Raw genomic sequence first — 14,401 nt, forward strand, 5'->3', positions numbered from 1 at the left:
AGTCGCGCGTGTCATCGGCACACCTGATCGTCCTGCGGCACCTGTGGGTGCTGCGACACGGGCGCCCGTGGAACCTCGTCGTCAACGGCATCTTCGAGCCGTTCCTCTACCTGCTGTCGGTCGGCATCGGCATCGGGCAGCTCGTCACCGCCGGAGCCGACGGAGGCGTCGGCCGGTACGCCGCGTTCGTCGCGCCGGCCCTGCTCGCCACCTCCGCGATGAACAGCGCCGTCAACGAGACGACCGGCAACGTGTGGTGGCGGGTCCGCTTCGACAAGCTCTACGACGCGATCGTGACCACGCCGATGCGGATCGCCGATATCACGGTCGGCGAGATCGCCGCCTCGGTGCTGCGCAGTACGCTCTCCGCCGCCTGTTTCTGCGCCGTCATCGCCGCCCTCGGCATGGTCCACTCGTGGTGGGCGCTACTGGCCGTGCCGGCGGCCGTGCTGATCGCCTTCGCGTTCTCGGCCGCCGGTCTCGCCGCCGCGACCTATCTGCGCGACCCGCACGACCACCAGTACCTGCAACTCTGCATGCTGCCGATGTTCCTGTTCTCCACGACCTTCTACCCGCTGTCGGTCTATCCGGAGCCGGTCCAGGTGGTGGTCGCGGCCCTGCCGCTCTACCAGAGCATCGAACTGCTCCGCGGGCTGACCACCGGGCAGCTCGGCGTCGGCATGCTCGGCGCGACCGCGTACCTGGTGGCGATGGGTTGCGCCGGCACGTGGCTGGCGAACCGCCGGCTGGGTCGCATGCTGTTGAGCTGAGCCGATTGCCGCTGAGCTGATGAGCCGGTTGCTGCTGAGCCGGGCCGGCGCTGCTGACCTGGGCCCGAGGTCGGCGGGTGGTCAGCGCTTCCGGGGATGGGCGGCGAAGAACTTCCAGACCAGCTCGGTAGCCACCACCCCGGCGTCGGGCGCGGCCAGCCCCCCGGTCTTCGCCCCGGGCCAGGAGTGTCCCATGCCCTCGATCACGTAGACCTCCACCTCGCTGCCATCGGCACAGCGGGTCCGGGTGAGGACGATCGTCTCGGCCGGGGACTTCGGGGCGGGTTTGACCGGGGTGCACCGCAGCCGCTGTTGCCAGGTCTGGATCCCGCTGCGGAAAGTCTGGGCGTACCGGTCCTGGTCACCGATGAACGTGATGACCGAGACCGGGCTCTTCGGCACGTAGTCGGGCTTCGCGGCGAGCGCGCCGCCGAAACCGCCGCTGACCGCGCCGATTGCCGCGAACATTCCGGTGGCCTCGACCGCGGCCCGGAAGCTCATGTCGCCACCGTTGGAGATGCCGGTCAGGTAGACCCGGTCCGGGTCGACCCGCCAGTCCGCGACCAGGTGCTCGGTGAGCGCCGTCAGGAACCCGACGTCGTCGGCCTTGCCGCAGCAGATCAACGCGTTGAACCCACCGGCGATCCCGTCGGGGTAGGCGACCAGGAAGTTCTCCCGCGCGGCCACCTCGTCCAGCCCGGCCAACTCGATCATCGCCGACCCGTTGCCGGGATAGGGATGCATGGCGATCACCAACGGAACCGGCCGGGCCGGGTCGTAGCCGTCCGGCGCGTGCAGCCGGTACTTGCGGGTGGCTCCGCCATGCTCCAGCGTGAGCTGGTGCTTCCCGGGTGCGGGCGCGACAGCGGGCGCGACGGCCGAGCTGGACGGAGCTGGTGACGACGACGCCTGCTGCGTACCCCCGCCACAGGCCACCACGCCTGACAACGCACCCAACAACCCACACCACGCAGCAACCCGTCGCACCACCAGCTCCTTCCGCCCGTGCGCCATACCCTCGGATCGCCGGGTCTGCCGGGTCAACCCTTTCGGCGTACGCCGAATGCCGGCAGGCTGGACAAGGTGATCTCCCTACGACTCGATCCGGCAGACCTGGTACGGGTGCGGTTCGTCGACCGGATGCATCCGGTCGGAAACGCGATCCTGGCCTGCCAGGCACTGCGGGACCCGGCCCTGGCTGCGGTGATGCCCGAGCTGGCCGACCGGGGCGAGGGGGTCGCGGCGGCCACCGGAGCGCTGCGACACCTGCTGCCGGCCCAGGGCTTCCTACCGGACTTCCTCACCCCCTACTACGGGCTGGACTCGGTGGAGGCCGGCATCGAGGCGATCCGCGCCACACCCCGGCAACGGATCCGCGACGAGCTGACCGAGGCGTACGCGAACCTGCCGGCCACCCCGTGGCGGCGGCGGTTCGCCACGGCCGACCGGGACGCACTCGACATGTTGACAATGTCCCTGCGCCGCTACTTCGACGCGGTGCTCGCCCCGGACTGGTCGAGCCTGACCCTGAGCCACCGGAGCTGGGTCGCCCAGGCCGCCCAGACGTACGCGCTGTCCGGGGTGGACACCCTGTTCACCACGCTGCATCCGGCGATCCGCTGGCGGCCACCCGTACTCGAGATCGACAGCTGGTGGAGTGGGGACGTCCAGGGCACCGGCAAGGGCGTGCTGCTGGTGCCCACCCCGTTCGCCGGTCCCCTGCCCCGGGTACTGGTCGAGCCGGGGCAACCGGTACTGCTCGTCTACCCGGCGCTGGCCCTCGCGCCGACCGGTGCGAACCCGTCGGGCGACGATCCGCTCGCCCGCCTCCTCGGCGGTACCCGGGCGGCGGTGCTGCGCCGGATCGGCGAGCCGGGACGGCACACCACCACGACGCTCGGCCGGCACGCGGGAATCAGCCTGTCGTCGGCCTCCGAGCACGCCTCGGCGCTGCGCGCCTCCGGGCTCGTCCACAGCGATCGGGTCGGGGGCTCGATCGTGCACACGCTCACGCCGCTCGGCATCCACCTGCTGGCCCAGAACGGGTCCCCGCGGACCGAGCCGGCGGGGCCGATCCGACGGATCCGGCCGGTGGACCCGGTGCCGACGCCCGGGAGGTCGTGACCGTGCCTCGGGCGGGGCGGCCTACCTCCGGTCTCCCCTGCCCCGGCCCGGGCCCGCCCGGACCCGGGCCCGGGCCCGGGCGGCCTTGATCGCCCTGGTCAGGGTCCCGATGTCGTACGCGCCGTAGTGGCGCTTGTCGTTGATGAAGAACGTCGGCGTGCCGGAGACGCCGCTGAGGTCGGCCGACTCGATGTGATGGTCGATCCGGACGGCGTACACGTTCTCCAGCAGCTCGTCGCGGAACCGCTTCTGGTCGAGGCCGATCTCACCGGCGTACCTCACCAGGTCCGCGGTCACCAGCTTGTCCTGATGATCCATCAGCAGGTCGTGCATCTGCCAGAACGCCCCCTGCGCCGCCGCGGCCTCGCTCGCCTCCGCCGCGAGTTGCGCCTGTGGATGCACGTCGGTGAGCGGCAGGTGGCGCCAGACGTAGCGCAGATCGGCGTCGGTCAGCAGTTCCCGGACCACCGGCTCGGCCTGCCCGCAGTACGGGCACTGGAAGTCGCCGTACTCGACGAGCGTGACGGAGGCGTCCGCCGGCCCACGAATGTGGTCGTGCTCCGGGTTGACCGGCGGGACGAGGTCGACGAGTTGGTCGGCGTCCCCGAACAGCGCGCGGGCCCGGAGCGGCTTCGGCAGCGACGCGGTGATCCGGTAGACGCCCCAGGTGAGCAGGGCCGCGACGATTGTCGCGCTCAGCACGCCGATCTTCGCCTCGGCGAGTTGCGGGCCCTCGAAGGCGAGGGTGGCGATCAGGAGCGACAGGGTGAAGCCGACCCCGGCGATGGTGCCGCTGCCCAGCACGGACGCCCACCCCACCGCCGGACGGATCCGGCCCCGGGTGAGCCAGGTCAGCAGCCCGGAGACCCCGAGGATCGCGATCGGCTTGCCGACGACGTACCCGAGCAGGATGCCGAGCGTCACCGGGGAGGTGAAGGCGCGGGCGAGAAAGCCCCCGTCGATCATGATGCCGGCGTTGGCCAGCCCGAACAGCGGGACGATGACGTAGCTGCTCCACGGGTGGTACATCCGCTGGAGCCGGTCGTTGGGCGAGAGCGCCAGGGTCAGCCCCCGGGTGGCGGAGCGGGCCAGTTCGGCGGTCGGCTGCTCGCGGAACAGCTTGAACAGCCCACTGGCGGTCTCCAGGGCACCCCGGGCCGGCGAGTACGCCGTGGCGGTCAGCCCGATCAGCAGCCCGGCCACCACCGGATCCACCCCGCTGGCCAGCAGCGCGCCCCAGAGCGCGATGCAGAACGGGGCATAGACGAAGCCGTGCCGTACCCCCAGGGCGCGCAGGCCGAGCAGCGCCAGGAACAGGGCGACCCCGATGACCAGCGGCGTCACGGTGATGTCCTCGGTGTAGACGACCGCGATGACGACCAGGGCGATCAGGTCGTCCACCACGAACACGGTCAGCAGGAAGACCCGGGCCTGATCGGGTACGCCCCGACCCAGCAGCGCGAGCATGCCGAGGGCTAGTGCGGTGTCGGTGGACATGGCCGCGCCCCAGCCGTGCGCGCCCGGCCCACCACCACGGTTGACGAGCAGGTAGATCAGCACCGGGATGATCATGGCCACGATGCCGGCGACGAGCGGCAGCACGAACCGTCGCCGCTCACGTAGGTCGCCGAGGTCGAACTCGCGGCGCGCCTCCAGCCCCACGACCAGGAAGAACAGCGTCATCAGCCCGCTGTTGACCCAGGAGCGCAGGTCGAGTGCGACGCCGGCATCGCCGAGCCGGATCGCCAGTTCGGTGTGCCAGACCGCCTCGTACGAGTGGTTGTCGACGTTCGCCCAGACCAGCGCCGCGACGATGGCCGCGACCAGCACCCCCGCGCTGCCCGATTCGGTCCGCAGGAACCTGCGCAACGGCGCGGGAATCTCGTGGCCCCAGACCGTGCGCCCGAGCATTCCGGACGAAGGTGAGTCCGTCACCGTTACCCCCGTCCCCCGCATGTGCCGCCCATCGAGATTTACCACGTGGCGCCCGAATGGCAGGCCGGCTCGGGTGAACAGCCTCGGGGAATCCCGCCCCGGGCCGGGGCGTTGTTCAGGTCGGAACAGTGGAAAACCGCTAGGGCAACCGGAGAGAGGCAATCATGAAGGTTCGCACCTCGCTACGCGCATTGAAGCAGAAGCCCGGGTCAGTGGTGGTACGACGCCGGGGCCGGGTGGTCGTGGTCAACCGCACCAACCCGCAGTGGAAGAGCCGCCAGGGCTGACCCCGAGCCATATGGGCGCAGGCGCGGAAGTCATTTCCGCCGCGCCCACTCGCATTCTCCCCCGTTAACCGGTATCGGACCGGAATCGTGCCGGGTGCCCGGTGTCCGTTTCTCCCATTCAGGGGTTGAGGTACGCAAGGACGGCGAGGACGCGGCGGTTGTCGTCGTCAGAGGGCGGCATGTCCAGTTTGGTGAGGATGTTGTTGATGTGCTTGCTCACGGCCTTCTCGGTGATGCGGAGCTTGCCCGCGATCGCGGCGTTGGAACGGCCCTCGGCCATCTCGCCGAGCACTTCGCGTTCCCGGGCGGTGAGCACCGCGAGCGGCTCCCGGCGGGCGAGCAGTTGCGAGATCACCTCAGGGTCCATGGCGGTGCCGCCACCGGCGACCCGGCGGACGGCGTCGACGAACTCGCCGACGTTCGAGACCCGGTCCTTGAGCAGGTAGCCGACACCGCCGTGCGGGGTGCTGAGCAGCTCTCGGGCGTAGAGGGGCTCGACGTGCTGGGAGAGCATCAGGATCGGCAGGCCGGGCATCTGGGTGCGGGCCGCGATCGCGGCCTGTAACCCCTCGTCGGTGAACGTCGGTGGCAGGCGGACGTCGATGACCGCCACCTCGGGCCGGTGTGTGACCAGGGCGGGCAGCAGCGCCGGGCCGTTGTCGACCGCTTCGACGACGTCGAAGTCGAAGGCCTGTAGGAGTCGGGTCAGTCCGTCACGGAGGAGGGCATGGTCCTCGGCGATGACAACGCGCACGGCAACTCCATGGTGATGACGGTCGGCCCCCCGGACGGGCTCGACAGCGCCATCGTGCCATCGAACGCGGCGAGGCGGCGCTCGATACCCCGCAGGCCGGTGCCGACGGCGGGGTCGGCTCCGCCCGTACCGTCGTCCGTGACCACCATCGTCAGCACCCCGTCCGCGTGCCGTAGCGACACCGATCCGGTGCGGGCCCGGCTGTGCCGGATCATGTTGGTCAGTGTCTCGGCGACGGCGAAGTACGCCGCGGACTCCACGGGTGTGTCGGGCCGTCCCGGCAGGTCGACATCGACCGTGATCGGCACCGGCAGGCTGAGCGCCAGCGCGCGGACGGCACCGCCGAGCCCACGCTCGGCAAGTGCCGGCGGGTGGATGCCGCGGACCAGGTGCCGCAGCTCGACGAGCGCCGTGCCGCTGGACTCACGCGCCTCGGCGAGCAGCTCGTGGGCGGCCACCGGGTTCCGGTCGATGAGTTCGTCGGCCAGCCCGATCATCATGCCCAGCGAGACGAGGCGCGCCTGGACGCCGTCGTGCAGGTCGCGTTCGATCCGGCGCAGTTCCGCCGCCTGGGCGCCCACCGTGTCGGCGCGGGTCACGGTCAGCTGCGTGACGCGCAGCCGGAGTTCGGCGGCCCTGGTCGGCGCGAGGAAGAGCCGGACGAAGTACGCGTCGACGCGACGCAGCCATGGCGCCGCCCACAGGCCGGCGGCGAGGATGACGGCGCCCTGCGGCAGGCAGAGCAGGCCGTCGCCGAACGTGTCGATGGACCAGAGGGCGCCGTAGCCGTACCAGCCCGTGCCGAGCCAGATCCACGACGGCGCCAGCGTCAGACCCGCGAGCCCGTACAGCGGCACCGCCACACAGATCGTTCCGAGCCCGAGTCCGACGATCGCGCCGGGCATGAGCCAGGCGAGGTCGCGCCAGGTGGCCGGGTCCGTCACGGTCCACCGGAAGCGCTGCCAGCCACCGGCCCCGGCTCCCTCCGGCGGCGGGTGGTACGGACGTGTCACGAGGACCCCGGTCCGTGAGGCACGTCTGCGCTCGAGGTCGGCGCGCATCCGGACCAGCGTCATCGTCCACGGCACCAGCGCCAGACCGAGGAACGGCACCGGAGTCAGGGCCAACGCGACGACGGACACGGCGAGCAGCGGCAGGTTGGTGAACGCCAGACCGATCCCGGCCATGCCGCCGAGCACGGCGTGCCCACCGCGCCGGGCCCATCGGCCCAGCCGTTCGCCAGTCCCGGCCATGTCCACAGGTCATATTGTGCCCACGGATGCCGGGTTCAATGGTGGTGCTAGCACCTCCCTGCCGGAGGACGTAGCGCTCCTGACGATCCGGGCGCCGAGCGGTTTGATAGAAGCATGACGATCACCATGACGCCGTCCAGGACAACGGCCGGCAGCGACTTCGCCGCCCTGTCCCGCCGGATCAGCGGCGAGGGGCTGATGCAGCGCCGACCCGCCTACTATGCCGCGCGGCTGAGCGTCGTCGCGCTCATGCTCATCGGCGGTTGGACCGCGTTCTTCGTCATCGGCTCGTCCTGGTGGCAGTTGGTGACGGCCGTGTTCCTCGCTGTCACGTTCACCCAGGTCGCGCTCGTGGCGCACGACCTGGCCCACCGCCAGGTGTTCCGCACCAAACGACCCGGGGAATTCGCCGGACGGCTGGCCGGAAACCTCGGCGTGGGGATGAGTTACGGCTGGTGGATGGACAAGCACACCCGCCACCACAACAACCCCAACCACGACGACCTCGACCCGGACGTCGCGCCCGAGGTGCTCATCTGGGCCACGAAGTCGGCCCTGGGCCGGCGTGGGCTGAAGGGCTTCATCACCCGGCACCAGGCCGCGCTGTTCTTCCCGCTCCTCACGCTGCTCGCCATCGACCTGAAGGTGTCCAGCGTCAAGGCGTTGCGCAACGGCACGGTGAAGCGCCCCGGCCTGGAGTCCGCGCTGCTGGTCCTGCACGCCGTCGGCTACCTGTCCGCGCTGCTGATCGTCCTCTCGCCGTTGCAGGCCATCGCCTTCCTGCTGGTACACCAGGCACTGTTCGGCGTCTACCTCGGCATGACGTTCGCACCCAACCACAAGGGCATGCCGCATCCGACCGGCGACGAGGACTACCTCCGCAAGCAGGTGCTGACCTCCCGCAACGTCCGTGGCGGCTGGCTCACCGACGCGGCGCTGGGCGGCCTGAACTACCAGATCGAGCACCACCTCTTCCCCGGCATGCCGACCCCCAACCTGCGCAGGGCCCAGCCGATCGTCCAGGCGTACTGCGCCGAACTCGGCGTCGCCTACGAGCAGACCAGCCTCGTCACCTCCTACCGACAGGCGCTGCGACACCTGCACCAGGTCGGTGCGCCGGCCCGCGTCGAACACCGAGCACGCTGAGGCGGTCCCGCCCCAACCGAACTGCACCGAGAGGATCCCCTCCTGGCCGGGTCGCCGGCCGGGCCGGGGATCCTCGCCGTCCTGCGGGATCACCAACCTCGGGCGTCCGGATATTGACACCTTTGAGTGGCGTGGTTACGATCGGTTGCCAGGAAAGCGCTTTCCTAGCCAACCGGCTCGGCGCTCGGTACCCCTCCCAGAGAGGTCCGCAATGGACGCACGCGCTCCGTCGCCCGTCAGGTCGCGCAGCAGATGGCCGATCATCGGTGGGGCAATCGCGGTGATGACCGCCGCCGCGGCCGTCTTCGCGCCGCTGGCCAGCGCCGCCACCGTCTTCACCGCCGGCTTCGAGGACGGCAGCATCAGCGGCTGGTCCAAGTCCGGCGGCACCTGGGCGGTGGTCAGCGACGGATCCCAGGTCGCCCGCCAGTCCAAGACCGACGCCGAGAACGCCCGGTTGTTCAACGCCCCCACCAATCTCACCGACTACACCGTCCAGGCCAGGGTCAAGCCGTTGAGCATCGGCTCGAACGGCTTCGTCGGCCTGCTGGCCCGGTCCAGCGGGGCGACCGTCTTCTACCGCCTGGCCCTGCTGCCCAGCCGGGCCGAGTTGCAGGCGGTGCAGGGCAGCTCCGTCACGGTGCTCGGCAGTTCGTCGCGGGCCGTCGGCAACGGCACCTGGTACACCCTGTCGATCACCACGAGCGGCTCGGCCGTCACCGGGTCGATCGACGGCGCCCAGTTCGCCTCCGCTTCCAGCTCCCTCTCCTCCGCCGGCCGGATCGGCCTACAGACCTCGTACTCCTCGGCCTCCTTCGACGACGTGACGGTGACGACCGGCGGCAGCACCCCGCCGCCCACGCCGACCCCGAGCCCCACCCGGCCGACCGCCACCCCCACCGGCCCGTCGACGCCCACGCCGACGCCGACCGGCCCCTCGACCCCGCCGCCCACCGGCCCGCCCGGCAACGCGACCGGCCTGGTCGGCTTCGCGACCATGAGCGGGTACGACCGCACCGGCACCAACGGTGGGACCGGCGGCCCCACGGTGACGGTCAGCACGTACGCGCAACTCGCGGCGGCCGTGGCCGACGACGCGCCCCGGATCGTCCGGGTGTCGGGCACGATCAGCGGCAGCGGCGACGACATGCTGGACGTCGGCTCGAACAAGACCGTCATCGGGGTCGGATCCAACGCGACCATCAGCGGCTTCGGTCTCGACGTCAACGGCTGGGGCCCGGACGAGGTGGCCTGGGGCGGTGACCTCTGCGACCCCGCCGAACGGGACCGGTTCACGCGCACCCAGAACGTCATCATCCGGAACCTGTCGTTCCGGAACTCCCCGGACGACTCGGTCAACGTGCAGTGCTACTCCCACCACGTGTGGATCGACCACAACACGTTCTACCCGGCCAGTGACGGCTCGGTGGACGTCAAGCGCGGGTCCGACCTGGTGACCGTCTCCTACAACAGGTACGCGGGAACGGACAAGTCCATGCTGCTGGGGCACAGCGACAGCAACGGCGCCCAGGACACCGGCTACCTACGCGTCACCTACCACCACAACTGGTTCGACGGATCCGCCACCCGGCACCCGAGAGTCCGGTTCGGGTACGCGCACGTGTTCGCCAACTACGTGGACATCAGCGACTACTTCATCGGCCTGGGCGTGGACGGCCGGATCTACGCCGAGAGCAACTACGTACGCGGCGCCAAGACGATCACCGAGGACTTCGGCAACGCCAGTCTCACCTGGACGAGCAGCAACTTCTATGACGTGGCCACGATCACCCGGGCCAACGACAGCGGCAAGACCATGGAGGACTGGCTGCGCGCCAACAACACCGTCGCGCGACCGCCGTACAGCTACTCGGCCGGCTCGGCGTCCTCCAGTCCACCGTCGGCGGGTGCCGGATCCAGCGGTGCGGACACCATTCCGTAGGCCCCTTCGCCACCGCTCACCGAGCAACCCGCACCGCCGAGGGCGGCCGGTACCCCCGTACCGGCCGCCCTCGGCCCATGTGCCGCGGCGGCACCGGCCAGCAGCGCCACCGCGGTGATCAGCAGCACCCGCACGGCCTGGTCGGCTGGCAGCCGTACCGGCTGTGCCGGCAGGAGGGCCAGGCCCAGCGTGAACACCACGGCGGCGACGGACCAGAACGGTAGGGGCCGTCGCACGGTGGCCGGCGGCGGCCCGTACCACCGCCGCAGCAGCCCCGAACGGCCGATCTGGACGACCAGCACCGCACCGGCGACGAGGCCGAAGAGGTCGGAGGCGACGGAGAGGAACTCCCACCACGGCATGCCCGGCCACACCTGCTCGTGCAGGAAGGGGAAGATGACGCGGCCGCCGTCGACGGTCGGGTGGGTGAACGCGTCCCACCCGATGTGGGTGGCCGCACCGACCAGCGCCGAGATCGTGGTGACCTGCCAGCGATGACGCGCCAGGCCGAGGGTCCCGTAGTCGCGCAGCGCCAACCGGCCGCCCGAGGGCAACTGCGCGGCGATCGTCGGCGCCGCCCAGCGGACCAGCCGGGTGGCGACCAGGGCCAGCGGCAGCGCCCACCACAATGGTGCGTGCCACGCGTGGCTGTGGATCGTCACGCCGTAACCGTCGGCGGCGAACGCGAGGTCGGGCGCGACCGCACCGATCGTCAGTGCCACCCCGTCGAACCAGCGCGGACGCCACCGTTTCAGCACGATGACGACGGTGGGATGGGTGGGCAGCGTCAGGGGCATGATCAACAGAGTACGAACGGCCGCTCGGTCGACGGTGCCGGTCGTGTGCGGGCTCCGTGAAGATCTGTTGGGCATCGATACCGGGCCCATGTCGTGGCGACGCGCCATCGAAGTGATGCATGTAGATTGGCCGTGCCCGTCACACACACTGTGCACGTCGATGTCCGCTACGTATGGAGGACATGTGGTCGACCAGTCGGGCGGACAACTGCCGGACCTGGACCCGCAGGCGATGGCGCGGGTGGCGACTGTCGCCGAGTTGGCCGCACTGCTGCGCCAGCTCCGCCGCCGGGAGGCCCGGCAGGAGGGTGCGAGTCCGCTCACCTACCGCGAGCTGGCCGCCAAGACCGGATGGTCCCGGGGCATCATCGGGGAATACTTCGCCGGTGGGGTCCTGCCGCCCACCGACCGGTTCGACGCCCTGATCCGACTCCTCGGCGCCACCGCGGCCGAGCAGGGCTGGCTGGCGACCGCCCGGGACCGGGTCGAGGAATCCCGCCGGTCGGGCGGCACCGCCGAGTCCGGGCCTCCGGCGATTCCGACCTCGCGCCAACTGCCGTCGGCGGTACCCGGCTTCGCGGGCCGGGCCAGTGAACTCGCCCAGCTCGACCGCCTGATGGACGCCGCCCCACCGACCCCGGTGGCGCTGATCACGGCGGTCTCCGGCACCGCCGGAGTCGGCAAGACCGCCCTGGCCCTGCACTGGGCCCACCGGGTCGCCGACCGGTTCGGCGACGGGCAGCTCTACCTCAACCTGCGCGGGTTCGACCCCAGCGGTTCGCCGGTCGCGCCGGCCGAGGCGATCCGTACGCTGCTCGACGCCCTCGGGGTGCCGCCACGGCGGATCCCCACGACGCTGGAGGCGCAGGCCGCCCTCTACCGGGGGCTGCTCGCCGACCGGCAGGTGCTGCTGGTCCTCGACAACGCCCGCGACGCCGACCAGGTCCGCCCACTGCTGCCCGGCGGACCGGCCTGCCGGGTGCTGGTGACCAGTCGCAACCAACTCGCCGGGCTGGTCAGCACCGGAGGCGCCCGGCCGATCAGCCTCGACCTGCTTCCCGTCACCGAGGCCCGACAACTGCTGGCCGCCCGGATCGGGGCGGACCGGCTGGCGGCCGAACCGGAGGCGGTCGACGACATCGTCGCCTCCTGCACCCGGCTGCCGCTGGCCCTGGCCATCGTGGCGGCCAGGGCGGCGTTCCATCCCGAGTTCCCGCTCACCGCGCTGGCCGGCGAGCTGCGCTCCGCACGCGGTGGGCTGGAGGCGTTCACCGGCGCCGATCCGGTCTCCGACGTACGGGCGGTCTTCTCCTGGTCGTACCGGGCCCTCAGTTCCGGCGCCGCCCGGCTGTTCCGGCTGCTGGCGTCCCATCCCGGGCCCAGCGCCAGCGGTCCGGCGGTGGCCAGCCTCGCCGGGCTGCCACCCGCCCGAACCCGTCCGCTGCTGGCCGAGCTGACCTCCGCCAACCTGGTCGCGGAGCAGGGCCCCGGCCGGTACACCTGTCACGACCTGCTGCGCGCGTACGCGGCCGAGCTGAGCCAGGCCGTCGACTCCGACCACGAACGGCGGTCGGCCACCCGCCGCGCACTCGACCACTACCTGCACAGCGCGCACGGTGCCGATCGCCGACTGGACCCGCACCGCGACCCGATCCCGCTGCTGCCGGCGGATCCCGGCGTGACTCCCGTCGAGACCACCGACCACGGCGCGGCGCTGGCCTGGTTCGACGCCGAGCTGCCGGCGCTGCTGGCCGCCGCCGAGGAGGCCGGGCCGGCCGGGTTCGACCGGCATCTCTGCCGGCTCACCCGCAGCATGGCGCACTTCCTGGAGCGCCGGGGTCACTGGCACCGGTGGGCCGCGATCCAGGAACTCGCCCTGGGCGCGGCGCAGCGGTTGGCCGACCCGGCCGAGGAGGCGCACGCCCGACGGAGCCTGGGGCGGGCCCAGGTGCACCTCGGACGGACCGCCGTGGCCGCCGCGCACCTCGGCGCCGCACTCGCGCTCTACCGCGACACCGACGACCGCGTCGGCCAGGGGCGGGTCCAGTTCGACCTGAGCTGGATCGCGGTCCGGCAGGACCGGTACCCGGAGGGGCTCCGGCACAGCCGGGAGGCGCTCGACCTGTTCACCAGTGCCGGCAACCGGTCCGGGCAGGGACGGGCGCTGAACAACATCGGCTGGTGCCTGAGCTGGCTCGGTCATCACTCCGACGCCGTCGGGTACTGCCAACGGGCCCTCGACCTGCTGCTGGAACTCGACGACCGGTTCGGCGCCGCCGACGCGTGGGACAGTCTCGGCCACGCCCAGCACGAACTCGGCCGGTACCGGGAGGCGGCCGACTCGTACCAGCGCTCGTACGCGCTGTGGCGGGAACTCGGCCACCGCTACCAGGAGGCGGACCTGCTGGCCCGGCTCGGCGACACCCAGTCGGCGCTGGGCGACCTCGACGCGGCCACCGACACCTGGCACCGGGCGCTCGACATCCTCGACGAACTCGACCATCCGGACGCCGAGCAGTTGAAGGTTCGGCTCGACCGGGTCGGCCGGGGCACACCGGGCCGGCGCCGTTGAGGCGCCGACCCGGTCACACCCCGCAACGTCCCGCCGGCGGGCACCGCGCCGGTCGCGCGCGCCGCCCGCCGCGGCGACGGTGGGCACCGGACCCCCGCTGTCCCCCTCGGCAGCGGCGTTCGTCCCGTCGGTCCGCGCCCCAACCCACCGGGTGCGAGGAGACCGATCCTGCCCAGCGGCGGTCATCGGCCAGAATGATCCTGGACACGGTTGGACACGGTTGGACGTGCGTCTGCCCGTCGCCGCTTCGACACCAGGTTGGCGTAGCGCCGCGTCCGCGGGGTAGTCGGTGCCCCGACGGCACACGCGCGTGGAGCCGAGGTGAGGAGCGAGGGTGCGGCCTGGCCAGCCGGATGACCGGCGCTCGGCGACGGAAGAGCGTCAGACCCGCGCATACCCGCTACGCGAGTACGCGCTGCTCGCCGACGGCCATCGCGGCGGGCTGGTGGACCCCGCCGGCAACGTCGGCTGGCTCTGCGCACCAGGCTGGGACAGCCCGGCCGTCTTCAGCAGCCTGCTCGGCGGCGCCGGCCGGTACAGCATCACACCCACCGACCCGCGCTTCACCTGGGGCGGCCACTACGAGTCCGGCTCGCTGATCTGGACCAGCCGGTGGGTGGGTACCGACGGGATCATGGAGTCACGGGAGGCCCTGGCATTCCCGGGAGACGAGTCCCGCCTGGTGCTGATGCGCCGGATCCGCGCGCTCGACCACGCGGCCCAGCTCTCGGTCTGGCTGGAACCCCGCGCGGACTTCGGCCGGGAACCAATACGCGACCTGCACCGGACCGGCGGAACCTGGTCGGCCCGCAGCGGCCCCC

The 14,401-nt window shown here is 71.6% G+C and carries 11 protein-coding genes and 1 pseudogene; 7 read left to right on the forward strand and 5 right to left on the reverse strand.

Features of this window, described 5'->3' with window-relative positions:
* The first annotated feature begins 8 nt into the window (after window positions 1-8).
* A complete protein-coding gene (locus tag ACFP2T_RS32540) occupies window positions 9-770 on the forward strand; it encodes an ABC transporter permease (RefSeq protein ID WP_377428554.1) in 762 nt (253 codons plus the stop codon).
* Window positions 771-851: 81 nt separating this feature from the next.
* On the opposite strand, the gene ACFP2T_RS32545 is transcribed toward ACFP2T_RS32540, so the two are convergent.
* Window positions 852-1,757 carry a CE1 family esterase gene (locus tag ACFP2T_RS32545; RefSeq protein WP_377428556.1) on the reverse strand — a complete coding sequence of 302 codons (906 nt, stop codon included), beginning with the start codon at window positions 1,755-1,757 and terminating at the stop codon, window positions 852-854.
* A 96-nt stretch (window positions 1,758-1,853) separates the two neighbouring features.
* On the opposite strand from ACFP2T_RS32545, the gene ACFP2T_RS32550 reads away from it, so the two are divergent.
* On the forward strand, window positions 1,854-2,894 hold the full coding sequence (locus ACFP2T_RS32550) for an ArsR/SmtB family transcription factor (RefSeq protein WP_377428557.1): 1,041 nt from the start codon (window positions 1,854-1,856) through the stop codon (window positions 2,892-2,894).
* 21 nt (window positions 2,895-2,915) lie between these two features.
* On the opposite strand, the gene nhaA is transcribed toward ACFP2T_RS32550, so the two are convergent.
* The gene (nhaA, locus tag ACFP2T_RS32555; protein WP_377428953.1) at window positions 2,916-4,805 is read right to left on the reverse strand and encodes a Na+/H+ antiporter NhaA; all 1,890 of its coding nucleotides are present in this window, start codon (window positions 4,803-4,805) and stop codon (window positions 2,916-2,918) included.
* A gap of 188 nt (window positions 4,806-4,993) precedes the next feature.
* Between nhaA and ACFP2T_RS32560 the strand changes: the two genes are divergently transcribed.
* Complete coding sequence (locus ACFP2T_RS32560) at window positions 4,994-5,116, forward strand: 50S ribosomal protein L36 (RefSeq protein WP_377428559.1); 123 nt, start codon at window positions 4,994-4,996, stop codon at window positions 5,114-5,116.
* A gap of 118 nt (window positions 5,117-5,234) precedes the next feature.
* Here ACFP2T_RS32560 and ACFP2T_RS32565 read toward each other — a convergent pair whose 3' ends face one another.
* Window positions 5,235-5,870 carry a LuxR C-terminal-related transcriptional regulator gene (locus ACFP2T_RS32565; RefSeq protein WP_377428561.1) on the reverse strand — a complete coding sequence of 212 codons (636 nt, stop codon included), beginning with the start codon at window positions 5,868-5,870 and terminating at the stop codon, window positions 5,235-5,237.
* A complete protein-coding gene (locus tag ACFP2T_RS32570; protein ID WP_377428563.1) occupies window positions 5,822-7,123 on the reverse strand; it encodes a sensor histidine kinase in 1,302 nt (433 codons plus the stop codon). The genes ACFP2T_RS32565 and ACFP2T_RS32570 overlap by 49 nt, the downstream gene beginning before the upstream one ends.
* A 114-nt stretch (window positions 7,124-7,237) precedes the next feature.
* On the opposite strand from ACFP2T_RS32570, the gene ACFP2T_RS32575 reads away from it, so the two are divergent.
* Window positions 7,238-8,269, forward strand: coding sequence for a fatty acid desaturase family protein (locus ACFP2T_RS32575; protein ID WP_377428565.1), 1,032 nt, complete (start codon window positions 7,238-7,240; stop codon window positions 8,267-8,269).
* 283 nt (window positions 8,270-8,552) lie between these two features.
* On the forward strand, window positions 8,553-10,211 hold the full coding sequence (locus ACFP2T_RS32580) for a pectate lyase family protein (RefSeq protein ID WP_377428567.1): 1,659 nt from the start codon (window positions 8,553-8,555) through the stop codon (window positions 10,209-10,211).
* Here ACFP2T_RS32580 and ACFP2T_RS32585 read toward each other — a convergent pair.
* A complete protein-coding gene (locus ACFP2T_RS32585) occupies window positions 10,136-11,008 on the reverse strand; it encodes a DUF4184 family protein (protein WP_377428569.1) in 873 nt (290 codons plus the stop codon). The genes ACFP2T_RS32580 and ACFP2T_RS32585 overlap by 76 nt on opposite strands.
* Before the next feature lie 184 nt (window positions 11,009-11,192).
* On the opposite strand from ACFP2T_RS32585, the gene ACFP2T_RS32590 reads away from it, so the two are divergent.
* Window positions 11,193-13,580, forward strand: coding sequence for an ATP-binding protein (locus ACFP2T_RS32590; protein ID WP_377428571.1), 2,388 nt, complete (start codon window positions 11,193-11,195; stop codon window positions 13,578-13,580).
* 445 nt (window positions 13,581-14,025) lie between these two features.
* Window positions 14,026-14,307: pseudogene (locus ACFP2T_RS48130) on the forward strand (trehalase-like domain-containing protein); the annotation flags it as partial.
* Window positions 14,308-14,401 lie beyond the last annotated feature (94 nt).

The sequence above is a fragment of the Plantactinospora solaniradicis genome (assembly GCF_042658085.1).
GTDB lineage: Bacteria > Actinomycetota > Actinomycetes > Mycobacteriales > Micromonosporaceae > Plantactinospora > Plantactinospora solaniradicis.

What these genes read in the sequence shown, in the direction of transcription:
- nhaA (WP_377428953.1), bottom strand. Translation starts at nt 4,805, where the DNA reads ATGCTCGGGCGCACGGTCTGGGGCCACGAGATTCCCGCGCCGTTGCGC.
- ACFP2T_RS32560 (WP_377428559.1), top strand. Translation starts at nt 4,994, where the DNA reads ATGAAGGTTCGCACCTCGCTACGCGCATTGAAGCAGAAGCCCGGGTCA.
- ACFP2T_RS32570 (WP_377428563.1), bottom strand. Translation starts at nt 7,123, where the DNA reads ATGGCCGGGACTGGCGAACGGCTGGGCCGATGGGCCCGGCGCGGTGGG.
- ACFP2T_RS32575 (WP_377428565.1), top strand. Translation starts at nt 7,238, where the DNA reads ATGACGATCACCATGACGCCGTCCAGGACAACGGCCGGCAGCGACTTC.
- ACFP2T_RS32580 (WP_377428567.1), top strand. Translation starts at nt 8,553, where the DNA reads ATGACCGCCGCCGCGGCCGTCTTCGCGCCGCTGGCCAGCGCCGCCACC.
- ACFP2T_RS32585 (WP_377428569.1), bottom strand. Translation starts at nt 11,008, where the DNA reads ATGCCCCTGACGCTGCCCACCCATCCCACCGTCGTCATCGTGCTGAAA.